The organism is Flavobacterium paronense (genome assembly GCF_030409795.1).
GTDB classification, from domain to species: domain Bacteria; phylum Bacteroidota; class Bacteroidia; order Flavobacteriales; family Flavobacteriaceae; genus Flavobacterium; species Flavobacterium paronense.
The window spans coordinates 523,457-547,839 of the sequence record NZ_JAUFQN010000019.1; the positions used below are offsets into that span (position 1 = coordinate 523,457).

The following is a 24,383-nucleotide window of genomic DNA, read 5'->3' on the forward strand; positions in this document are numbered from 1 at the left end:
TCAGAATAAAGGTTATATTTATTTTTATAAATAAAGAAGTTTCTTTTAATTTGTAAAAAGATAACTAATGAAACATATCTACTCGCTACTGATTTGCTGTTTTTTTTCAATAGCAATCTACTCTCAGAATGATTTGTGTGACAATGCCATCACTGTTACTCCTACACTAACATGCATTAGCCAAATTGCAGGAACATTTAATGGAGCAACTATAAGCAGTGCGGCACCAAGTTGTGCTCCAAATTCATCTCAAGATGTTTGGTATAAATTTGTGGCAACTGATAAAACTATGAATATTTCCGTTGGAATAGCTTCTAACAGTTTTGTAAATATTGGACTCGAAATACTACAAAATAATTGTACTGGGACAAGTATTGCTTGTGTAAATTTGAGTGGTATCAATCTTGGTGAGAATTATTTTAATAATGATTTCATTATTGGAGAAACTTATTATTTAAGAGTGTTTAATGTTTCTTCCGGACTATCTGCAGCCAATTTCACGCTTTGTACTCAAACATTTCCTGCGCCTGCTAATGACGAATGCGCAACTGCTACAACAGTTACCCCAACGCTAAATTGTGTTAGTTTAATTCAAGGTGCGTTTAGTGGAGCCACCATCAGTAGTGCCGCGCCAAGTTGTGCACCAAACTCGTCTCAAGATGTTTGGTATCAATTTGTAGCTACCGATGTGACTATGAGTATCGCACTAGGAGTTGCTCCAAATAGTTTTTTGAATGCCGGAATGGAAGTCTTGCAAAACAATTGTAACGGAACGAGCATACTGTGTTTAAATGCCAGTGGTGTTAATATTGGTGAGACCTATTTTAATAATGATTTTATCATCGGTGAAACCTATTATGTAAGGGTGTTTAATGTGTCAAGTGGATTTACTACAGCTAATTTCACGCTGTGTGTTCAAAAGTTTCCTCCCCCTGCGAACGACGAGTGTATAAATGCTACTACGTTAACGCCGTCAATAAACTGTCTTCCTATCAATGCTACCTATAGTGGGGCAACAATTGGTAGCGCACCTCCAAATTGTGCACCAAACTCGTCTCAAGATGTTTGGTTTAAATTTATTGCTACAGATGCAACCATGAACATTACTCTTGGGCCAACTAGCACCTTAGATATTGGCTTTGAAGTCTTGCAAAACAATTGTACGGGTACGAGTATCGCCTGCGTGAATGCATTGGGAGCCGGATTTGGCGAAAACTATTTTAGTAATGAATTTATAGTGGGTGAAACGTATTATGTTAGAGTGCTAAACGCATCTACCGGTTTTACCACAGCAAATTATTTTATTTGTGTCCAAAAATATCAATCACCAGCCAACGATTTATGTGCTAATGCTATTCAAATTACAGAAAATAATTTGTGCAACGGGACATTGGTAACTATGGGTGGAGCATTGAGAGAAAATACGCTGCCTAGTTGTGCCTTAAATGCCTCTCAAGATGTGTGGTATAAGTTTACTGCATTGACGACTGCTGCTACTATTTATGTTGGACCAGATTTAGGAATTGATAATGGTTTTGAAATCTACGATGGTAGCTGTACCGGAACCGCTATGCATTGTGTAAATCAAGGTGGTTTTAACACTAGTGAATCAAATTCATTTATCGATTTTGTTATAGGAAACACCTATTATATCAGAGTTTTTAATGCCAGTGCTACTATATCAACATCGACTTTTACGGTTTGCGTGTATGATCCTACCTTGGGATTATCAGAGGTTCAAAACTATAGTTTTAAGGTATATCCAAACCCGGCATTCGACTTTGTTACTATTTTAAATGCCACAGAAACAATACAATCGATACAGATTTATAACCAATTAGGGCAATTTATTAAAAACGGGACACTAATCGGTGATCAGCTAGATATAAGAGATTTGCAAACCGGACTTTACTATATTAAAATCAGTAAAGCCGACACATCAGAAATAACTAAGCTTATTAAAAGATAAAGGGACTGTATCGTCTCTTTATCTTATAACTACTTCAGAATAGTTATACATCATGTTATTATAGGTATTCGCTTGTTGTTAATGGATATCCACAAGTTGTTGGGGACTAATGATTACTGTAATAATAAATAATTTAACCTAATACATGTGGTTTAGGGGAGGGAATCATAATCCCAACTCGTACGGTACTATTCGCTAAAAATTACTGTAATAGTAAAGGGTTTAATCCGGTGCAGGTGTTGTTTAGTGGGGTGGTGTAGGGAGTTGCGACCGTAAAAGTACGGATTTCAAATCCGCGCTATCGGGGCCCACTTTTGCCAAACCCATGTTATCGGCTGCCCTTCTGTCTACCAACAAATTTTTCATCGGAGTTTATACCTATACAAGCAACTCCCGCCTTTTTCAGAAGGAAGTTTTCCAGCAGTCCAATAGAGATATTCTTCTTTATCATCAATGGCGGTATTTGAAGTAAATTCAGGTGTTTGAATGTGAGCCAAAAGAATGCCTTTGGGTGAAAAAAACCAAACACCACCACAGCCAGCAGCGATTACAACACCTTCTTTGGAAACTGCCATGCCGTCCCAAGCCTTCCAGCCAATTTTAGTTGATGGAATCATATGCTCCCATACTTGTGGTATGTTAAAAAAGTTTGCGGCTTTTACGATGTCCCCATTAGTGTCTAATTCATAACAATATAAATTTTGCCTGTTTGTTACGTATAATAATTTGTCATTTGGTGATATACCAATCCCATTTGGTCGGTTCAATGTGTCAATTAGTAGTTTTGCTTTTCCGTTTTCGTATTTAAAAACACCATTAAAAGACAACTCTTTTTCCTTATCTGAATCACCATCTTTCAACCCCAAAGGTGGGTCAGTAAAATAAATAGTACCCTTTGAGTTTATGCTAGCATCATTTGGGCTGTTAAATTTCTTTCCTTCATAATTTGTTACAAAGTCAGTTATTGTTTTATTCGATTTAGGGTTAACAATTTTACCAATCTGCCTCTTTGTTTGATGAGTTACATTATGATTCCCCTGCATTAAAAGTAAACTGCCATTCGCATCAAGCAGTAATCCATTTGTGTATCCAGAAGATTCAAGCCAAAGGGACAGTCCTTTCTTTTTATTCCAGAAATAAATCTTGTTTTCATTCATGTCAGTGAATAAAAGACCTTTTAATGATGCTACCCAAACAGGTCCTTCGAGAAATGTTTTGTCCGAAACTATTTTTTCGATTTTGTTTTTGCTTGAAAAGTAATTTTCAAATTCGTTAGAGAATACCAAAAGTTCAGGAAATGCAAGTTTCTCTTTTTGCTTTACAGAAATATTATTTTGTGCAGAAACTTTTGTACACAATATGAATGAAAAGAATAACAGGAATAAGTTTTTCATAATGTGCTATTTTTAAATTGTCTTTTTATTGATGATATTTATTGTCAATGAGGTTTTTCTGTTAGGTCTGTTAGGGTTGCCGATACCTCACAAATTGTCGCAAGTCACTACCCAAAGATAAACTTTTTCTGAATAATTACCTCATTGTGGATAGTTGTTATCCATGCTCTAGTGCACCCGATAGCGCGGATTTGCAACCCGTGCTCAAGTTAATGAGATGCTTCCTGCGTTAGCATGACAAGGTTATTTGTCCGTTGCCATTTTTTGTAAACTGCCGTCCAATACCTGAGTAATTGCCTTTTTTACGTCTTCTAAGGGTATGGCATCCGTTTTCCAGCCATAGGGATAGGTAAAGTGGGCTTCTCCTTTTACTTCAGAAAGCAAGTGCTTAAATCCATTAGCCACCTGGATGGTTTTTTCAACAGTGAATTCCCGGGCTACTTTATCTCCGCCAGGGTTAAACAGTTTAATCTTATAGGTAACATCGAGCACTTCTTTTGGGTCTTCAAGCGCTTTATAAATCGTTAGTTTTTGTTTATTATATTCTAATTCATCAACGGCCACCGTATTAGATTTCATAAGCTCTTTGGGAAGTTCGTTGTTTTTATAGGCGGTTTTCATCAAATCAAAAACAGCATCTGCCTTTGCATACTCTTTTGCCGCATTATAGGCTTTAATGAGTTTGGGGTAATTTTCATAATCCTTTGGCCTTAGTGCAATTGCTTCTGCATAGGCTTTTGCCGATTTTTGGTAATTTTGGGTATACGTATACTCCAATTGACCAATGCATAAAAGGGTATTTACATAATACGTATTTTGTTTAGGTACTTTTTCGGCAGCAACGTAATACAGTTTCAGGGCCTTTTCATACTCCTGATTTCCGTGATAAATGTAAGCCACCCAGAAAAAGGGTTCGCCAAAAGTATTGGGGAAACGGGTGGCTTCCTCAAAATAGTCAAGCGCTTTGTCTTCCTTACCCTGGAATTTATAAATAAGGCCTTTTTGATTCATGTACTCCTGATTGTTGGGTTCCTTTTTTAGAGCCATATCCACTTCAATAAGTGCATCCTGATATTTTCTCAGAAAAGTAAGTGCTATTCCTTTGTAGAAATGGGTAGGAGCATTGTCAAAACCTTTAGCAATAGCCTTATCATAAAAAGAAACGGCCTTGTCATCTTTTTCCAATTGAAAAAAGGCAAAGCCCACCTGGCATAATTCTTCGCCGGTTAGTGCATCAGCTTTGTCCTCTAGTTTAGTAAGTGCTTCATAGTCTTTGTGGTCATATAGCTCAGCAACCGTTTGCCCATAAAATACAGGGTACACAAAAACGGCAATAATAGATAGTATTATTTTCCTCATAGCTTGTGTTTTAAGATTGGCACGATAGTAGTTCAAAGTATCCAGTCCGGATAATCTGCAAAGTAAAGATATAATTTTTTTATCAAAATCACACAAGTATTTGGTTAATAGGATTTTGTGTTGTTTAACACCTAAAAAGTTTATAGTAATTACCACTTAATTCTTTACATTTATAATTAGGGATAAATGGATTCGTCGAACCTTCGGTTTCATGCAGAAGCTGGTAATATTTGTTGCTTTACATTGTTATGATTTCTGAAAGTTCCGCTTCTAATTGTTCGGGATTTTCAAAATGAATGGCGTAAAAACCAAGTTCTAGGGCTGCTTTTACATTGTGGATATTGTCGTCTATAAAAATGCTTTCTTCCGCTTTTATTGAATATCTGTCCAGCAACAATTGATAAATCCTTTTGTCGGGTTTTATTAGTTTTTCTGTTCCGGAAACTATGATTCCTTCAAACTCCTTAAAAAAAGAAAACCTTTTATAGGCAATACCAATGGTTTCCGAAGACCAGTTTGTCAAACCATAAAGAGTATACGTTTTTTTTAGTTGATGCAGTAGTGCAACTGTTCCGGGGATTTCGCCTTTCAGCATCACTTCCCATTTGTCATAGAAAAGCGCAATGGAAGCACTATGTTCCGGGAACTTCTTTTGCAATTCAATAGTGGCATCCGAAAGAGAACGTCCTCTGTCTTGCTCTATATTCCATTCTTCTGTACAAATATTTTTTAGAAAGGACTCCATTTCAGCAGTATCCTGAAAATGACTTTTATATAAATGCCTTGGATTCCAGTCTACTAAAACACCTCCAAAGTCGAAAACAATGTTTTTAATTTTCATATAATTTGTGTTATTGTGACCTTAATCTTGTCATTCATGCTAAGGAGAATCTGTTTATCAAACATAAAAATTAAAATCCCAAACTCTTACTAGGAATTTGGGATTTATGCTATTAGAATTTCAAATTTTACATATACGCCTCAATCGGAGCACATGAACATACTAAATTTCTATCGCCATAAGCATCATCAACTCGACGCACGCTTGGCCAGAATTTATTGTCATGGATATACTCTAAAGGATAAGCCGCTTGTTCCCGTGTGTAAGGGTAAACCCAAGTATCCGTAGTTAGCATGGCTAAGGTATGTGGTGCATTTTTTAAAACGTTGTTAGCATCTTCAGCATTTGTACTATCAATTTCTTTACGGATGGCAATCATTGCATCACAAAAACGATCTAATTCGGCCAAATCTTCTGATTCGGTTGGTTCAATCATTAAAGTTCCGGCCACAGGGAAAGATACTGTTGGAGCGTGGAAACCATAATCCATTAATCGCTTTGCGATATCGGTAACTTCAATTCCGTTTTGTTTAAAGGAGCGACAATCTAAAATCATTTCGTGAGCAGCACGTCCCATTTGGCCTGTATATAACACAGGGTAATGTTCTTCTAAACGCGCTTTCATATAATTGGCATTCAAGATAGCATGCTCCGTTGAACTTTTCAATCCTTCGGCGCCAAGCATCGTGATGTAGCCATACGAAATCAAACATACCAAAGCCGAACCATACGGTGCAGCAGAAATGGCAGAGATGGCTTGATCGCCGCCTACTTGTATTATCGGATTTGTTGGTAAAAACGGAACCAGTTTTTCGTTGACGCATATTGGTCCAACACCAGGTCCGCCACCGCCATGCGGAATAGCAAATGTTTTATGCAAGTTTAAGTGACACACATCGGCACCAATGGTTGCCGGATTTGTTAATCCGACTTGGGCATTCATATTGGCACCATCCATATAAACCAAACCACCATTGTCATGGATGATTTTGGTAATTTCACAAATGGCACTTTCAAAAACGCCGTGCGTGGATGGATATGTAACCATCAATGCTGATAAATTAGCGGCATGTAAGATGGCTTTTTCTCTTAAATCTTCTACGTCAATGTTTCCATTTTCCATAGTTTTGGTCACAATAATTTCCATTCCGGCCATAGCTGCCGAAGCAGGATTGGTACCGTGTGCCGATGATGGAATCAAACATACATTTCTGTGATGGTCACCACGAGATAAATGGTAAGCACGAATGGTCATCAAACCGGCATATTCGCCTTGTGCTCCTGAATTTGGTTGTAAAGTAGTCCCGGCAAAACCAGTCACTACGTTCAATTGTTGCTCTAATTTTTTGAGCATGGTTGTGTAACCTTCTGCTTGTTCGATTGGTGCAAAAGGATGAATGCTATTCCAGTTTGCCATTGATAACGGTAGCATTTCGGCAGCAGCATTTAGCTTCATAGTACAAGAACCTAATGAAATCATCGAATGATTTAACGATAAATCTTTGCGTTCCAATTTTTTGATGTAGCGCATCAACTGCGACTCAGAATGATGATGGTTGAAAACATCATGCATTAGGAAAGCTGATTTTCTTTCTAAACCAGAAACGAAATTATCAGAAGATGTTAAGTTAGTCACTGTTATTTTTTCTTTTCCGGTAGCTTCAGCAAAAGTCGCAATGATTTGATTAATGTCTGATATAGAAGTTGTTTCGTTTAGTGAGATTGAAATTGTTTCTCCATCAACGTAATAGAAATTCACTTCATTTTTCTCGGCAATTGCTTTTACTTTTTGAGCATCAGCTTTAACAGTAATAGTATCAAAGAAAGCCGTATTGGTTTGGTAAACGCCCAATTTATTCAAAGCATCTGCCAAAGTTACTGCTGATGCATGTACTTTATCGGCAATATAGCGCAACCCTTTTGGTCCGTGGTAAACGGCATACATTCCAGCCATGACCGCTAGTAACACTTGTGCTGTACAGATATTAGATGTTGCTTTTTCACGTTTTATATGTTGCTCTCGGGTTTGTAACGCCATACGCAAGGCACGGTTTCCGTTAGTGTCAATAGTCACCCCTATGATTCTTCCGGGCATTGAACGTTTGTATTCTTCTTTGGTGGCAAAATACGCAGCATGTGGTCCGCCATAACCCATCGGAATTCCGAAACGTTGTGTGGTTCCGACAACGACATCGGCACCCATTTCTCCTGGTGGTGTTAGTTTTACCAAGGCTAAAATATCAGCAGCAACAGCCACTTTTATTTCGTTAGCTTTAGCTTTCGCGATAAAACCGGCATAGTCATTTACCTGACCGTATTTTCCGGGATATTGGAGGATTGCTCCAAAATAATCTGCAGAAAAATCAAAGGTTTCGTGGTTTCCGATTACTAATTCGACACCAATTGGCGCAGAACGTGTTTGTAAAACAGATAGGGTTTGTGGCAATATTTCCTCTGAAACGAAGAATTTATTAGTGTTGCTTTTCTTTTGGTCGCGAGTTCTGACGTCGAACAATAATGCCATTGCTTCGGCCGCTGAGGTTCCTTCGTCTAACAATGAGGCATTTGCGATTTCCATTCCGGTTAACTCGATAACGGTGGTTTGAAAGTTTAGAATAGCTTCTAATCTGCCTTGTGCGATTTCTGCCTGATAGGGTGTGTAGGCTGTGTACCAACCCGGATTTTCAAAAATGTTTCTTTGAATTACGGCCGGCACAATCGTTGGATGGTAGCCTAGACCGATGTATGATTTGAATACTTTATTTTTTTTCCCTAATTCCTGTATGTGATTTAGATACTCAAATTCAGTCATTGGGGCATCCAAATTCAGGTCTTCTTTCAGGCGGATATCATTGGGGATTGTTTCATAAATCAGTTGATCAAAATTTTCAACTCCAATCGTTTCAAACATGTGGTTTAGATCGTTTTCACGTGGGCCAATGTGGCGGATTGCAAATGCATCTGTTCTCATTATTAAGCTATGGTATAAAGTAAAATTTGTGTTGTTTTGAGCCACAAAAGTAATTATTAATGTTCTAATTTTATGCTAAACAATGCCCAATATTTTGAGAAATTTTCAACCAAATACTGGTCTTATTAACATTATTATTAGTTTTGTTTTATGAACATTATAAAACGACTTCTTGATTTTTACATTAACAGTAGCCTGCATGTGTCGTTATCTGTGTATGCATTGGTAAGGATGACGGGTTTTTTATATGCTATAGATGCCATTCAACCGGTTGCGAACTTTGCTTTTTTCGGAGCCATTGTCGGTTATAATTTTGTGAAGTATGTTGCCTTGGCACGAACACAAAAAGGGCAAATGCGAACTGAATTAAAGTTAATAGTCATCTTGAGTTTGCTTTCTTTTTTGGCGACAGGTTATTTCTTTTTCCAATTGGGGCCAACTACAAAAATCATTTCGGTTGCCTTATTGCTAGTGACACTGTTGTATACTTTGCCTTTTTTTCCGAACCGAAAGAATGCCCGTAATTGGGTAGGTTTCAAGATATATATCGTTGCATTGAGTTGGGTTGGAGTGACCTTGTTTTTACCAATAGTCAATGCCGGAATTCCATGTTCTGTAAATGTTTTTATAATTGCGATTCAGCGTTTTATTCTGATTTTTGTACTGGTATTGATTTTTGAAATTATCGATTTACAGGTTGATGATCCGAATTTGAAAACGGTGCCGCAGCAAATAGGAGTGGAGCGGACAAAAATTGTTGGTGCCGTTTTACTGTTTGTTTTTGCTCTTTTGGGATTCTTTCAAACTAATTTTCTTTTTTTGACTTTGTTTATTCGTTTGGGTGTCGTCTTTACGCTGTTGCTTTTTTTGTTATTTGCAAACGAAAAGCAATCAAAATATTACAGCTCTTTTTGGGCTGAAAGTATTCCGATTTTTTGGTGGTTTTTGTTGCTGTTAATTCAATAAAAAACCGAAGTGTAAGCTCCGGTTTTGTAAATGAATGCATCATTATTGTTTAATTATTTTGTGTGTGCAAGATTTTCCATCGGCCGTTATATTTACAAAATACATTCCGCTGGCAAAACCAAGATGAATTTCTGTTTTATCTGTGTTTTGATTATTTTGATTGTAGACTTCTCTTCCTTTAATATCAAATACTTTGATGTCTATTTCTGTATAAACTTGTTTAAGTTCGATATTTAAATATCCATCAGTAGGATTGGGATAAAGGACTATGTTTTTTAGTAAATTATTGTCAGATATATTTAACGTGCTCAAGTCAAATTCATTTGTAGCTATGCTGCTCCAAAGGTTTGAGTCATCTTTGAATCGTATATTTAATAAATGTGTTCCAATGCCCAAACCTGAATTTTCCGGAATAATAAATGTATTAATATTGGCCGTTTGTGCTGGTGCTATTGCAACTACTATTTTATTTGAATAATCGTCGTTGAACCAATATTCATATTCAACAATATTTTTTAATACTAAACTTCCATTTTGATTTTTGTAGAAAAAGCTACTCAAAGTACTGCTTGAAAATGTGGAATCATCTTTAAATCGAATATTGAATGTATGAATTCCATTCGCAAGAGTGGTGGGAACGACATTAGTATTTAGGATAAATGTTTCTTGATTGTTTGCCGTTTCCGAAACTTTATTGGCATAATCGTTATCAAACCAATATTCGTAAGTCGCAATTTTTCTATCAAAAGTTGCTTGGTCGGGAACTTTGTAAAAAAAGTTACTCAAAGTACTACTTGAAAATCCTGTATTGTCTTTAAACAGAATATTTAAAGTGTGAATTCCGCTCAAAAGTGAACTTGGAACGATGTTCGTATTTAGAGTAAATGTTTGTTGATTATTAGCCGTTTGCGAAATGTGATTGGCATAATCATTATCAAACCAAAATTCGTAAGTCACGATTTTTCTATCAAAAGTAGCTTGTTCCGGAACTTTATAAAAAAAGCTAGTCAATATGCTGCTAAATAATCCATTCGTATCCCAAGAGCGAATATTGATAGTATGAATACCAGATTCAATACCAGAAGTTGCCACACTAGAATTAATTGTGAGCATTGGAACTGGAGCAACAACGGTGTTCACTTTTTCATTATAATTGTTGTCAAACCAATATTCATAGCCCACAATAGAATTCTGTCCATAAGTCCATGCAAGGGCGAAGAACATAATTAAGGAGTATAAACGTTTCATTTCTATAATTTTTAATTAGTTTGTGCTTTCACTAAAACTTGAATGTTAAGCTCTCCAGTTGTATTAGTTTGGGGTGCAATGGTTTTAGATTCAATATGAGGGTTTGACGGAATCGCTTCTTCTTTATATGGGAATACCCCACCATAAATTCCTACTTGTGTGCCATCTAATCCTAGATAGGAACTTGTGTTTTGAAGATGATAGTCTTCAGAATAGGTAAAAATACTACCTGTACGATTTATAAAAATTGCGCTCTGAGCTATGCCAAAATAGTTTCCAGATATGGTTGGTAAAGTTCCAAAACTTGGTGTTGGTAAAGCACATAGGTTGTTTTTGGCCACATTTCCATTTCCATTAATCAAGTTTCCAAAATTAACTTTTGTAAAAATATTATTGTTTACTTGGTTATTATCGCCATTTATAGGTGCTTCATTGCCATAATAAGCATATTCATCCAAAAGAATGTTGTTATTAAACACATTCCCAATAGAGTTAAATATCCGTCCTTGAAGTATTGAATTTGAGATTAAAACATTTTGTGCATTAGCCAAATCAATATTACCAATAATGACCGATCCAAACAAACCAAAATTGGTTGATGGGATTGATAAATTACCTATAAAATTCAATGTTCCATTAATTTTACATCTTTTTAAAACCACTTGGTTGACTGACTCGTTTTCAGAAAAATAAAAGTTTCCATTTACTTCTACTCCTTCCATATAAAAATTATCGGCATTTTCTTTTAAAGCAATATTTCCATTAATGAATGTTTTTCCTGTTGCTGATGTGGCATTTTCATAATGACCAGTTCCAAAAACCGCAATTCTTTTATCGATGTTTGATGGAGATACAAAAGTTCCACCAGGTAAATAGATAGTGTCATTTGTTACAGCAGCAGTATAGGCATCAATTAATGGATTTGAACCACTAAAGACAGTTGTTGTTCCCAAATGATGCAATGCTACTTTTTGTTGTGCATTTGCTGAAATGCTAATTAAAAAAATCACAACAAAAATGGATTTGATAATTGATTTCATGATTTTATTTTTTAAAAATTAACATTAATTGTTTTGGGCTTTAACTTGAACCTGAAAATTGAGTTCACCGCTAGCATTGGTTTGAGGCGCTATTGTTTTCGAAATGATATTAGGATTTACGGGTATTCCCAATTCTTTATAAGGGAAAAGCCCACCATAAATTCCCACTTGGCTACCTTCTGTTCCCAAATAAGTCAATGGATTAACCAAATGATAGTCGTCGGCATAATCAAAGATATTACTAGTTTGATTTACAAATAAACCAGTCATGGCTATATTGTTATAATTGTTTACAAATGTGTTTGAAGCAACGGATGGAGTTCCTGCAAAAATATTATTAGAGAAAGTGCTAAGTTCGCAACCAATATGAATATAAGTCATCCCTGCATATTGTTGTAAAATAATATTATTTGAAATGCTTGAATTATCTATGTTATTAAAATCATAGGAAAAAGTATTTAGTAAAAAAATATTATTTGAAATACCTAATTCAGTACCATTTGCAATGTAACCTCCTATAATATTGTTAGAAAACAATAGTGACTTGGCATTGCTAAAGTCTATATAAGAATTAATAACACATTCACGTATCGTATTGTTTAAGCACGGTGTAGTCCCATCACCACCATAACCAATAATATTTATTCGGCAACGTTTAATTACAACGCCATCAACTTTATTATTGTTGTTAAAACTTAGCGTGGAAACAATTTCGATACCTTCTAAATGTAAATTATCGGCATTTTCGCCAATAGTCAAACTTCCATTAAGTACCGTTCTATTTGTTGCTACTGTCGCTGCAGGATAATGACCTGCTCCAATAATAACAAGACTTTTATCTATGAATGAAGGATAAGGTAAATTGCCTCCAGGCAGATAAATTACATCACCATTTACAGCAGCATTGTATGCAGCTGTAAAAGGATCGCCACCTCCAAAAATGGTAATTACACTACCATGATGAAGCGCTACTTTTTGTTGAGAAAATCCAACAAAACCTAATAAAAATAACATTAGGAGTAAGACAGAATTTTTCATAATAAATAAATTCAAATTTTGTTAAAATACTGTAAATCAGTATTAATTATCTTTAAATTTACTTTTATTTACTTATTAATTCTATGATTTATGTCACGAACTTCTATGATATATGTCACGGTTTTTATTTTATATTCCTATAGCAATGAGGTGAATTTCTAAAAATATATAAATTTGGGGAATAGAAATAAATTCATGCTATTATAAAAGGTTACAAAATAGAGATTTAACCATTGTTTTAATAACAAAATGCTAAAGGAAAAGTACTATTGCTTTTTTGATTACCAGTTAAGTAAATATGACTATTGAATATTTGTTGTTAACTAATAAAGATTACCTTTCTTTAGAAGGTTTTGAAAACTCATTGTGTGATAAACAGTCTAATGGACAAGTGCCAATTCCCGAAAGGCAAATATCATTTAAAGAAGTTTAAAAGCTTAGCTTTTTGTTGGTGAATAAGGAAAATTTGAGGTAGTGAATTATTTATAACTCTGTCAAAGTTCAAAACTTTGACAGAGTTTATTAATTACAACAATCCCGCTCGTTTTAACAATGCTTCCGGTTTTGGTTCTTGTCCGCGGAAGCGCTTGTATAATTCCATTGGTAATTCCGTACCGCCTTTGGATAATACGTTTTCTTTGAATTTAGTGGCGACTTCTTTATTAAAAATTCCTTTTTCCAAGAAATACGCAAAGGCATCGGCATCGAGAACTTCGGCCCATTTGTAGCTGTAATAGCCTGAGGAATAGCCGCCTTGAAAAATGTGAGAGAACGAGACACTCATGCAATTTTCGGCAACATCAGGATATAAAGATGTTCCGTCGAAGGCTTCTTTTTCAAATGCTTTTATATCGGTAATTGTATTTGGGTTGTTGCTATGGAACGCCATATCTAAAAGTCCGAAACTCAACTGACGGAGTGTAGCCATACCTTCTAAAAAGCTGGCGCTTTCTTTGATTTTATTGACATATTCCTGCGGAATGATTTCTCCGGTTTCATATTGTTTAGCAAACAAAGCCAGTGCTTCCGGTTCGTAACACCAGTTTTCCATAACCTGACTTGGTAATTCCACAAAGTCCCAATAAACAGATGTTCCTGATAAACTTGGATACGTAGTATTGGCTAACATACCGTGTAAGGCGTGTCCAAATTCATGGAATAAAGTCGTCACTTCGTTAAAGGTTAGTAGTGAAGGTTTACTTGCTGTTGGTGGTGTAAAGTTGCAAACAATTGAAACGTGTGGTCTTTCGTTCACACCGTCTTTGATGTATTGTGGTTTGAAAGAAGTCATCCAGGCACCGTTTCGTTTTCCTTTTCTTGGAAAGAAATCGGAGTAGAACACAGCAACCAATTTTCCTTCGAAATCTAAAACTTCAAAGGTTTGCACATCTTCATGGTATTTATCGATATCAAAGACTTCTTTGAATGTAATTCCGAATAACTTTTCGGCTACGGTAAATGCACCGTTAAGTACGTTTTCTAATTTAAAATACGGTTTTAGTTGTTCGTCATCAAAATCGAAAAGTTTTTGTTTTAGTTTTTCTGAATAATAGGCGCCATCCCATTTTTCTAATTGGTCTATTCCGTCCAGTTCTTTGGCGAAAGCAGTTACCTGTGCAAATTCCTTTTCGGCTGCCGGTTTGGCTTTGGCTAACAAATCATTCAGAAACAATTTTACTTTTTCAGGAGTTTGTGCCATACGCTCTTCGAGAACAAAATCGGAATGGGTTTTATAGCCCAATAAATTAGCGCGTTCAAATCGGAGTTTGGCAATTTTCAATGTGATTTCCTGATTATCGAATTCGTTGTTTTGGAATGCTTTTTTTCCGGCTGCGATTGCGATTTCTTTTCGAAGTTCACGATTGTCGGCATAAGTCACAAACGGGATATAACTTGGATAATCTAAAGTAAAAATCCAGCCTTCCAGATTTTTGGACTTGGCTAGACTAGCTGCTGCTTCGATTGTTCCTTCCGGCAACCCTTTTAAATCGGTTTCATTGGTGATATGCAATTGATACTTATTGGTTTCCGCCAATACATTTTCACCGTAAGTAAGTTTTAGTTTGGCTAGTTCGGCATCAATTTCGCGTAGACGTTCTTTTTTATCGTTAGAAAGTAAGGCTCCGTTTCGGGAAAAACTTTTGAACTTTTTATCTAGTAACGTGGCTTGTTCCGGAGTTAAATTCAAACTGTCTTTTTGTTCGTAGACTGCTTTTACCCTTTTGAATAAGTCTTCATTTAGAGTAATATCATTACTGAAAGCGGTTAGTAGCGGAGATACTTCTTGCGCTATTTTTTGCATTTCGTCACTGGTTTCTGCTGAATTCAGATTGAAAAAGATAGAAGATAATCTGTCTAAATTTTCACCGGAATAATCTAGGGCTTCGATAGTATTTTTGAAAGTTGGCGCTTCGGGATTGTTGGTGATGGCATTTACTTCGGCTCGTGCTTTGGCGATGTTTTCTTCGAAAGCGGGTTGGTACTCTTCTAATTTGATTTGACTGAAAGGTGCTGTATTGTGTTTGGTAGTGAATTCTGTTGTTAAGATTTTCATTGCTCGCAAAGGCGCAAAGGCGCGAAGTTTTATGATTAGTAATGGACTTTAATTTGGTGTTGAGTTTACTGATAGTTTAGCCCCGATAGTAGCAAGTATCCTCGCAGAGATACTGCGGATAGCGGGAATAAGCTCCTGTTATTTCTTCATTTCATTTGATGATTTATTCACTGCATCTTTCAGGGATTCTTTGTAGACAAGGATTTTATCGAGAACCAGTTTATCGTGGCTACCTATGATTTGAGCTGCTAAGATACCGGCATTTTTTGCTCCGTTTAGCGCGACAGTTGCTACGGGAACTCCGGCGGGCATTTGCAAAATAGACAAAACCGAATCCCAGCCGTCGATAGAATTGCTTGATTTTACGGGTACGCCAATCACGGGTAGAGGCGACATAGAGGCTACCATTCCTGGTAAATGTGCTGCGCCGCCGGCACCAGCAATAATTACTGAAATGCCACGGGTGTGTGCTTTTTTGCTAAAGTCAAATAATTTTTCGGGCGTTCGGTGTGCTGAGACAATATCGACTTCGGTTTCGATGTCAAAACTTTTTAGGATGTCGATGGCTTCCTGCATGATTGGCAAGTCGCTTTGGCTTCCCATGATGATGGCTACTTTCATATTAATTGATAATTAACAATTGATAATTAATAATTATTTTGTGATTACTCTGATGGTATTCTTCACTTCTTCTGCAATTCGTCTTGCTTCAGTCATATTTTCATTAACGATTGTCACATGCCCCATTTTGCGGAAAGGACGTGTTTCTTTTTTGCCGTAAATGTGTGGCGTTACGCCATCGATGGCCATTATTTTTTCGATGTTTTGATAGATAACTTTTCCGCTATATCCTTCGGCACCGACCAAATTTACCATAATTCCGGCAACTTTACTATCGGTATTTCCTAATGGTAAGTCCAGAATTGCACGCAAGTGATTTTCAAATTGCGAAGTGTAACTGGCTTCGATGCTGTAATGTCCGGAGTTGTGTGGCCTTGGCGCCACTTCGTTTACCAAAATACCTTCATCGTGTGTTTGGAACATTTCTACTGCCAGCAAGCCCACATGATTATAGGCTTCGGAAACCTGTAAGGCAATTTTATTGGCTTTTTTAGCGATGTTGAAATCGATACGAGCCGGACAAATCACGTATTCTACCTGATTGGCTTCGGGATGGAATTCCATTTCAACGACAGGGTAGGTTTTTACTTCACCTGATTTGCTTCGGGCGACAATTACGGCCAGCTCATTTTTGAAAGGAACCATTTGCTCGGCGATGCATTCAACGTTTTGTAGGTTTTCGATATCGTCAATAGAACGAATAATCTTAACGCCATTGCCATCATAACCGAACTGGGCGCTTTTCCATACAAAAGGCATTTCTATTAAGCCATTCTCAATTTCAGAACGCAGTTTGTTTAAATTATTGAAACGTTTGAAAGCAGCGGTTGGGATTTGGTTTTCGACATAAAAATCTTTTTGAACGCCTTTATTTTGAATTAACCTAAGTGTTTTTGGCGATGGATATACTTCAAAACCTTCACTTTCTAAAGTGTCTAAAGCGTCAAGATTTACATTCTCGATTTCGATGGTTAGTAAATCTACTTTTTGGCCAAATTCATAAACGGTATCATAATCCATTAAATCACCGATAAAAAAATGAGTGGCTCCAAATTGACAAGGCGCATCCATGCTAGGATCTAAAACATAGGTTTGAATATCGAACTTTCGGGTTTCGGCCAATAGCATTTTGCCTAATTGTCCACCACCGAGAATTCCCAGTTTGAAATCGGATGAGAAATAGTTCATTGTTGTAGTTGTTGTTGTCGCAAAGATACTAATCAAATATTAATTTGAATTCATAAGTTTATGCAAAAGAAAACAGCAACTTCAAAAGTAGGAAATGGTTATTTTTTATTTGTGAATTTGACAAAACTATTTTCTTTTATCTCCTAATAATAACCTTTTTACCGATGTCTCCATTAACAGTATTTATTTTAAAACTATAAATACCAATCGATAAACTTTGAACATTAATAGTGAAAGTGTTGCTCGTCAAAGGATTTCTATATAATCCAATTTGTTTACCGTCAATCGAATAAATAGCAATAGAATTGATGTTTGCAGTTGAATTTACAGTGACTGTTTCTGCGCTTGGGTTTGGATACACAATAAGTTCGTTTTTAGTGTTAAAAGTATCAGTACTTAGCACTGCATCATTATAACAGGAGGGAAGAACCGTATTTTGTATATTGATTAAGCTTGTAATTTTATTTCCTGTAAATCCGATATTGTTGGTATGGTCATAAAAGGTTAAATCTAAAGTTGGATTGCTTGCGCCAAACCAATCTTGTAGAATTGTGCTGAAAACTCTTCTGTAATCGTGTTGCACGGTTTGTATCTGATAATTATTCCCGTCGACTGCTTCATTCAAATTAACATTTGTCCCTGAGATTCCAACATTTAATGAGCTTCCAAATACAAACATTGGAGCAATTTCTCCATGATCTGTTCCCAGGTTTCCATTTTCTCCTGCTTTTCTGCCAAATTCCGAAAAGGTAACTGCCAAGACATCATTTCCGATGTTCTGATTGTTCAAGTCGGTTATGAAATTGGTTACCGCTTCAGAAACTTGTGTCAACAAATCGGCATGACTGCCAAGATGCGTTGTTGTATTTGAAGCTACCTGCAAATTATGAGTATCAAAACCAGCAATTTTTACTAAATAGACTTTGGTTTGCAATCCGCCGGAAATAAATTTAGCCACTGTTTTTAATTGATTAGCTAGGTTTGAATTTGGATAGGTTACCGAATTTGAACCAGCATTAAACGCAGTGGATATCGATTGAGCATAAGTGTTTGTAGAGGTGTCATTGTCCAATATATATCGAATTAAATCGCCATATTCTGAATTTGCAATTGTTGTTGGGGCAACACCTCCAAGTCCGTTTACAATAGAATAAAACCCTGATGGATCTTGTCCATTTATGTTTAGCGACATTCCATGTTCAACTTCTCCATGAAATCCTAGTGAATTTTCACTACTTCCAAGTTGAATACCCAATGGGAAATTAGCCGTTAAGAAATTAGCGTAATAGTTTTCTAAAAATCGTCCAACCCAACCACTATTTAAAATGTTATTGGCTGGTGTTCCATCACCACCAGTTAACCATAAATCAGTAGATTTGAAATGGGACTTGTCTTGTTCAGGATAACCCACACCTTGGATTAAGCGCATTAATCCATTATCATACAAACTTTTAAATCCGGTCAAAGATGGATGTAAACCAACCTGATTAGCTAGGGGTAATGTGGTATCTAGATTTATGATTCCGGTGCTACCTGTATTGCTTAATTTAATGTTTGGGCGCAAAGCTGCATAAGCATCATATTGGTTAATTGGAACTACAGTATTCAGTCCGTCATTAGCACCAGCTAATTGTATCAGTACAATTTTTTTTCCATTCACATTCGGACACGCATCCATTCCTGCCGATTTGAATAGCGCAAAAACTTCTGTTGGTAATAATGACAATGCGCTTGCAGTAGCCGTTAATTGTATAAAGTTCCTTCTTTTCATCTTGCTTGTACTTAAAAAATTTGAGATTCAGGAGCGCTTAAAATCTTAGTTAACATTAATTTTAAACGTGGTTCAACTATGGCATTGTTATTATCTGAAACAAAAGTATTCCAAGCTGTTGTCCAATAATTAGCAGCATACCCTTGAAGTAAAAATGAATTCATAAAATAATTTATTCTGTCAGCATCCGGTGTTTGAGCAAATAACGAATTGCATAATTCTGAAGTAAGAACATAAGCATCAGAAGCATCTGAAATTAATCCGCCATTTTTTATTACATCAGAAATATTGATTTTCCCTGCAATATTATTATTTCCACTGATTCTATTAAATCCATCTAATAATGATTCCCCTAAACGATATCTTGCAATTAGCGTTGCCGATGAAATCCAGCTTTTGTCATATTCTGGATTTTGATAATACGCAAGATGGCCAGCTACATTTGGCGGACTAAAGATTGGCATATTTGCTCCAGTCATAAAGGTATCATGAACAAAGTTTCTGTAAAAAGTGTTGTAAAAATTTATAGGATCTGATGTTGGATCTGGAATAGTTGCTTGTAAATAGCTGCAAACTTCAGAGATTTGTTGTAAAGGAGATTTAATTATTGCACCAATGGTTTCATCAATAGCACTAGAATCGTCTAAATCATAAAAATGCTTGCTTTCTAATAATCTCCTTAAAACAGGGACAATTTCATATCCGTTAGTATATAAATCTTGAGCCAAAGGTGTTATAATATCAGTTTCGACATCAGCAGTTATGTTACCTTTAACAAAATAGACATACATTTTTCGGCAAATATTTTTTGCTGTTGCCATTTGATTAAAAATCATTTCAACATAAGTATCTAATTCTGTATCCATTGAAGCTGCATCTGTTGCTGAATTAATGGAAACAGAATTAAAAGCGCTACTAAATGTTTTTACAGCTGTATTGTGTTGCCCAAATTGATTGGAGCCTTTTGGTATTCCTGTAGTAGTATCAATAATTGTTCTGTCTGCTATTCGTTGAAATCCTGTTAAAACTTTTGCAGATTGAACAATATCAGTTTCGGTATAATTAGTGTAATTACCTGGAGCAATTTGTTCCCCTTTTCCAATGGTAAACAGCTCTAAAAATTCACGGGCGTAATTTTCGTTTGGAGAATTTGAAATGTTTTCATTGTTATTTAGGTAGAGTAGCATCGAATTACAAAGGGTCATTTTTTTTGCTAACGTTTTGTAATTTCCATAGGAATAGTATAATAGCAATCTCAGATAATCATAAAAATCAGTTGAAGTGCCCGCTGTATTCCCTTTTTCAATGGTAAAACGAGTGGAAAGAAAATGAGATAGTTTGTATTTTAAAGTTGCATCATTAACTGCATTGTACCACCACCAACCCGAAACAATTATATTTTTTCGTTGTTGCCCATTAAATGATGAAGATATAGCAGAAGATTCTGTCCAAAAGCCATCTCCATATGGGTCAAAAGGTAAAGCTAGCGTTAATGAATTATCTACTAATAATAAGTCTAATGCTTGCTGTGGCGTTAGTGTTGAAAATTGATTGATTAAAGTTTTGGTATATTTAAAAGTGGCTCGTCTCAATAAATGTTTAGCGTTTCCATTTCCTAAAACTGAAGTGTTGGGTAGTAATGAAGCCATTTTAAAACTGATTTTTATAAATTAAGACACCTATAAAGTAAAAAGATTTAGAGCTAAAGTATATGTTTTCAACGAATTATTAAAATATTTTATTTTGTTTCACTAATATCCTTATTTCTTCTTTAAATTTGCACCTTATTTAAAATCTCAAAAAATGATACACCTTCACGACAAGACTTTCGAGCCATTTATTTCTTCAGATGAAATTGATTTTGCAATAAAAAATATGGCTAAACAAATGGATGATGATTTTTTTGATGAAGTCCCTGTTTTTATAGGTGTTTTGAATGGAGCTTTTATGGTATTATCTGATTTGATGAAACAATACCGTGGGATGTGCGAAGTGAGTTTTGTGAAAATGGCTTCCTATGAAGGGACTGAAACAACCAATGAAGTTAAACAATTGATAGGATTGAATCAGGATTTAGAAGGAAGAACAGTTGTGGTTGTGGAAGATATTGTTGACACGGGAAACACAGTTGAAGAATTAAAAGCAATTTTCAAACAAAAAAAGGTTAAGCATTTAAAAATTGCTACACTATTCTTCAAACCGGATGCCTATAAAAAAGACATTAAAATTGATTATGTTGGAATCAGAATTCCGAATAAATTCATTGTTGGCTACGGTTTAGACTATGATGGTTTGGGAAGAAATTTACCAGACGTTTATCAATTAGCACAATAACTCATAACTTATAACTCATAATTATTAAAATGATTAACATCGTTCTTTTCGGAAAACCAGGTGCAGGAAAAGGCACACAAGCTGAATTTTTAAAAGAAAAATACAATCTGACCCATCTTTCAACTGGAGATATTTTCAGGTATAATATTAAGAACAATACTGAACTAGGACAACTTGCCAAAACGTTTATGGACAAAGGCGATTTAGTTCCGGATGAAGTTACCATTCAAATGTTGCAAAGCGAAGTGGATAAAAATCCACAATCTGCGGGGTTTTTATTTGATGGTTTTCCGAGAACATTAGCGCAAGCTTCCGCTTTAGATAATTTTTTAGAAGCTAAAAAGCAAAGCATTACAGCAACAGTTGCTTTAGAGGCTGATGACAATATTTTAGTAGCCCGTTTGTTAGAAAGAGGAAAAACCTCAGGAAGGCCTGACGACCAAGATGAAGAAAAAATCAGGAATCGTTATGATGAATACAACCAAAAAACGGCGCCTTTGATGGATTATTACAAGGCTCAAGGAAAATTTCATTCCGTAGACGGCATTGGAACGATTGCAGAAGTAACAGAACGTTTGACTAACGTTTTCGACAAATTATAAGGTTTATAGTTTAGGGTTTATGGTTGTTAGTTAGACTAAACGACAGACCACAAACCACAGACCACAAACAATAAACAAACAAATGGAAATTCTTATCATTCTTTTTTTAATACTGCTTAACGGTGTTTTTTCTATGTCGGAAATCGCGTTGATTTCGGCGCGTAAAAACCGTTTGGAAACCGCGGCCAAAAAAGGAAATACTAATGCCAAAGTAGCGCTTGACTTAGCCAATTCACCAAATAAATTTCTTTCTACAGTTCAAATCGGAATTACATTAATCGGAATTTTGACCGGTATTTATTCAGGAGACAAAATTACTCACGATGTTCAGGCTTACGTTGCAGGTTTTGCTTTTTTGAAACCTTATTCGGTAACTATTGGTGTTGGAATTGTCGTGGTAATCTTGACTTTCTTTTCTTTGGTTTTAGGCGAACTATTACCAAAAAGAATTGGACTAAATCATCCCGAAAATATTGCCAAAGCTGTAGCGGTTCCAATGAAGATTATTTCACAAATAACGGCACCTTTTATTTGGTTGCTAACAATTTCAACGGAAGGTTTACTCAAAATTTTAAACATAAAACCAACAGCTGACGGGAAAGTAACCGAAGAAGAAATCAAAGCCATCATTAAAGAAGGAACCGAAGGCGGCGAAGTTCAGGAAATAGAGCAGGACATAGTGGAACGCGTTTTTCATATTGGCGACAGAAAAATCAATTCATTAATGACGCACAGACAATCCATTGTTTATCTTTCTTATGAAGATTCGATTGAGGAATTGAAAGCCAAAATGCTCAGTGAATTACATTCTATATACCCGGTTTGCAAAGAGAACATGGATGATGTTGAAGGTGTTGTTTTGTTAAAAGATTTATTTGCCAGTTTTGAAAAAGGTAAATTCGATTTAAAATTAATTACCAAAACTCCTGTCTATCTTATTGAACATACTTCGGCATACAAAGCATTAGAAAATTTCAAAAAATCAAAAGTGCATTATGCTTTTGTTACCGATGAATACGGTGTGTTTCAAGGAATAATTACATTAAATGATATCTTGGAAGCATTGGTTGGCGACGCATCCGATTTTGATGAAGATGAATACCAGTTGATAGCTCGCGAAGACGGAACCTGGTTGGTTGACGGATTGTATTCTTTACACGACTTCCTAACATATTTTGATATGGATGATTTAACCAACGATTATGAAGTTACAACTGTTAGCGGATTAATTATGACCGAAATGGGTAAAATTCCAATAACTGGAGAAAAACTAATTTGGAACAAATTAGAATTAGAAATCATCGATATGGATGGGGTGAAGATTGATAAAGTGCTGGTGAAAGCAATTAAGGAATAGTTATCAGTTATCAGTTTTCGGTTTTAAAGTAGTTGAGCTATTGAGGACGGAAAACAGAAAACAGAAAACAGAAAACGGAAATTATGACAGAAGGAAATTTTGTAGATTATGTAAAAATATACGTTTCTTCCGGAAAAGGAGGAAAGGGTTCTTCGCATTTGCACAGAGAAAAATTTATTGAAAAAGGTGGACCCGATGGTGGTGATGGCGGTCGTGGTGGACACGTTATTTTAAAAGGCAACAAAGGACTTTGGACATTGTTTCACCTCAAGTTTGCCCGACATGTCAAAGCTGGTCATGGTGGCGATGGCGGAAGTTCGAGAAGTACCGGTCACGATGGCGAAGATATTACGATTGAAGTCCCGTTAGGAACTGTAGTTCGAGATAAAGAAACCGACGAAATCTTGTTTGAAATAACCGAAAATGGTGAAGAAAGGATCCTTGCTAAAGGCGGAAAAGGAGGATTAGGGAACTGGAATTTCAGAAGTTCGACTAATCAAACACCTCGTTATGCACAACCGGGAATGCCTCCGGAAGAAGTAGATGTTGTCTTGGAGTTGAAAGTTTTGGCAGATGTTGGTTTAGTAGGTTTCCCCAATGCCGGAAAATCGACTTTGCTTTCTGTGTTGACTTCGGCTAAGCCAAAAATTGCCGATTATCCGTTTACTACTTTAAAACCTAATTTAGGAATCGTTGCTTATCGCGAATTCAAATCCTTTATTATGGCAGATATCCCCGGAATTATAGAAGGTGCTGCTGAAGGAAAAGGATTAGGGCATTATTTTTTACGTCATATTGAACGAAACTCTACCCTTTTATTTTTAGTTCCAGCCGATGCTGATGACATTAAAAAAGAATACGAAATCTTATTAGATGAATTGCGTCGGTACAATCCGGAAATGTTAGATAAGGATAAATTATTAGTTGTTTCAAAATGTGATATGCTTGATGACGAACTAAAAGCCGAATTAAAAGCACAACTGAAAAAGGAAATCAAAGGAATTCCGTTCCTGTTTATTTCTTCAGTAGCTCAGCAAGGATTAACTGAATTAAAAGACAAACTCTGGGAAATGCTCAACGTTGACACTGAAGAACCAGAAAATAGTCATGGTCTATAAAACAAAAAATCC

At 35.9% G+C, this 24,383-nt stretch carries 18 protein-coding genes; 6 read left to right on the forward strand and 12 right to left on the reverse strand.

Annotated features, from left to right (window positions below; translation table 11 throughout):
* Nucleotides 1-67 precede the first annotated feature (67 nt).
* Complete coding sequence (locus QWY90_RS03930) at nucleotides 68-1,969, forward strand: T9SS type A sorting domain-containing protein (RefSeq protein WP_290284554.1); 1,902 nt, start codon at nucleotides 68-70, stop codon at nucleotides 1,967-1,969.
* Between the two features lie 362 nt (nucleotides 1,970-2,331).
* Here QWY90_RS03930 and QWY90_RS03935 read toward each other — a convergent pair whose 3' ends face one another.
* The 4 genes from QWY90_RS03935 to gcvP all read right to left on the reverse strand — a co-directional run bounded on the left by QWY90_RS03935 (nucleotide 2,332) and on the right by gcvP (nucleotide 8,534).
* A complete protein-coding gene (locus QWY90_RS03935; protein ID WP_290284555.1) occupies nucleotides 2,332-3,363 on the reverse strand; it encodes an SMP-30/gluconolactonase/LRE family protein in 1,032 nt (343 codons plus the stop codon).
* Between the two features lie 243 nt (nucleotides 3,364-3,606).
* A complete protein-coding gene (locus tag QWY90_RS03940) occupies nucleotides 3,607-4,722 on the reverse strand; it encodes a tetratricopeptide repeat protein (protein WP_290284556.1) in 1,116 nt (371 codons plus the stop codon).
* Between the two features lie 238 nt (nucleotides 4,723-4,960).
* Nucleotides 4,961-5,563 carry an HAD family hydrolase gene (locus tag QWY90_RS03945; protein WP_290284557.1) on the reverse strand — a complete coding sequence of 201 codons (603 nt, stop codon included), beginning with the start codon at nucleotides 5,561-5,563 and terminating at the stop codon, nucleotides 4,961-4,963.
* 127 nt (nucleotides 5,564-5,690) lie between these two features.
* Nucleotides 5,691-8,534: an aminomethyl-transferring glycine dehydrogenase gene (gene gcvP / locus QWY90_RS03950; RefSeq protein WP_290284558.1), complete on the reverse strand. Its 2,844-nt coding sequence runs from the start codon at nucleotides 8,532-8,534 to the stop codon at nucleotides 5,691-5,693.
* A 150-nt stretch (nucleotides 8,535-8,684) separates the two neighbouring features.
* On the opposite strand from gcvP, the gene QWY90_RS03955 reads away from it, so the two are divergent.
* The gene (locus tag QWY90_RS03955) at nucleotides 8,685-9,500 is read left to right on the forward strand and encodes a UbiA prenyltransferase family protein (RefSeq protein ID WP_290284559.1); all 816 of its coding nucleotides are present in this window, start codon (nucleotides 8,685-8,687) and stop codon (nucleotides 9,498-9,500) included.
* Nucleotides 9,501-9,542: 42 nt separating this feature from the next.
* Here QWY90_RS03955 and QWY90_RS03960 read toward each other — a convergent pair whose 3' ends face one another.
* From QWY90_RS03960 to QWY90_RS03995, 8 genes are all read right to left on the reverse strand, one after another.
* Nucleotides 9,543-10,748: a T9SS type A sorting domain-containing protein gene (locus QWY90_RS03960; RefSeq protein ID WP_290284560.1), complete on the reverse strand. Its 1,206-nt coding sequence runs from the start codon at nucleotides 10,746-10,748 to the stop codon at nucleotides 9,543-9,545.
* 11 nt (nucleotides 10,749-10,759) lie between these two features.
* The gene (locus QWY90_RS03965) at nucleotides 10,760-11,788 is read right to left on the reverse strand and encodes a hypothetical protein (protein WP_290284561.1); all 1,029 of its coding nucleotides are present in this window, start codon (nucleotides 11,786-11,788) and stop codon (nucleotides 10,760-10,762) included.
* 24 nt (nucleotides 11,789-11,812) lie between these two features.
* On the reverse strand, nucleotides 11,813-12,826 hold the full coding sequence (locus QWY90_RS03970; protein ID WP_290284562.1) for a right-handed parallel beta-helix repeat-containing protein: 1,014 nt from the start codon (nucleotides 12,824-12,826) through the stop codon (nucleotides 11,813-11,815).
* 526 nt (nucleotides 12,827-13,352) lie between these two features.
* Entirely contained in the window at nucleotides 13,353-15,380 is a 2,028-nt protein-coding gene (locus QWY90_RS03975; RefSeq protein WP_290284563.1) for a M3 family metallopeptidase, read from the reverse strand.
* A gap of 138 nt (nucleotides 15,381-15,518) precedes the next feature.
* Entirely contained in the window at nucleotides 15,519-16,001 is a 483-nt protein-coding gene (gene purE / locus QWY90_RS03980) for a 5-(carboxyamino)imidazole ribonucleotide mutase (RefSeq protein ID WP_290284564.1), read from the reverse strand.
* Nucleotides 16,002-16,034: 33 nt separating this feature from the next.
* On the reverse strand, nucleotides 16,035-17,189 hold the full coding sequence (locus tag QWY90_RS03985) for a 5-(carboxyamino)imidazole ribonucleotide synthase (RefSeq protein WP_290284565.1): 1,155 nt from the start codon (nucleotides 17,187-17,189) through the stop codon (nucleotides 16,035-16,037).
* Between the two features lie 136 nt (nucleotides 17,190-17,325).
* Complete coding sequence (locus tag QWY90_RS03990; RefSeq protein WP_290284566.1) at nucleotides 17,326-18,960, reverse strand: DUF1501 domain-containing protein; 1,635 nt, start codon at nucleotides 18,958-18,960, stop codon at nucleotides 17,326-17,328.
* Nucleotides 18,961-18,971: 11 nt separating this feature from the next.
* The gene (locus QWY90_RS03995; protein WP_290284568.1) at nucleotides 18,972-20,609 is read right to left on the reverse strand and encodes a DUF1800 family protein; all 1,638 of its coding nucleotides are present in this window, start codon (nucleotides 20,607-20,609) and stop codon (nucleotides 18,972-18,974) included.
* Nucleotides 20,610-20,763: 154 nt separating this feature from the next.
* Here QWY90_RS03995 and hpt point away from each other — a divergent pair, with 154 nt between their 5' ends.
* The 4 genes from hpt (at nucleotide 20,764) to obgE (ending at nucleotide 24,371) form a co-directional block, all read left to right on the forward strand.
* Nucleotides 20,764-21,294 (forward strand): hypoxanthine phosphoribosyltransferase, encoded by a 531-nt coding sequence (hpt, locus tag QWY90_RS04000; protein ID WP_290284570.1) that lies wholly within the window; start codon nucleotides 20,764-20,766, stop codon nucleotides 21,292-21,294.
* Between the two features lie 29 nt (nucleotides 21,295-21,323).
* On the forward strand, nucleotides 21,324-21,896 hold the full coding sequence (locus QWY90_RS04005) for an adenylate kinase (RefSeq protein WP_290284572.1): 573 nt from the start codon (nucleotides 21,324-21,326) through the stop codon (nucleotides 21,894-21,896).
* Between the two features lie 82 nt (nucleotides 21,897-21,978).
* Nucleotides 21,979-23,253, forward strand: coding sequence for a hemolysin family protein (locus tag QWY90_RS04010; RefSeq protein ID WP_290284573.1), 1,275 nt, complete (start codon nucleotides 21,979-21,981; stop codon nucleotides 23,251-23,253).
* Between the two features lie 83 nt (nucleotides 23,254-23,336).
* Complete coding sequence (obgE, locus tag QWY90_RS04015) at nucleotides 23,337-24,371, forward strand: GTPase ObgE (protein WP_290284575.1); 1,035 nt, start codon at nucleotides 23,337-23,339, stop codon at nucleotides 24,369-24,371.
* The last annotated feature ends 12 nt before the right edge of the window (nucleotides 24,372-24,383 follow it).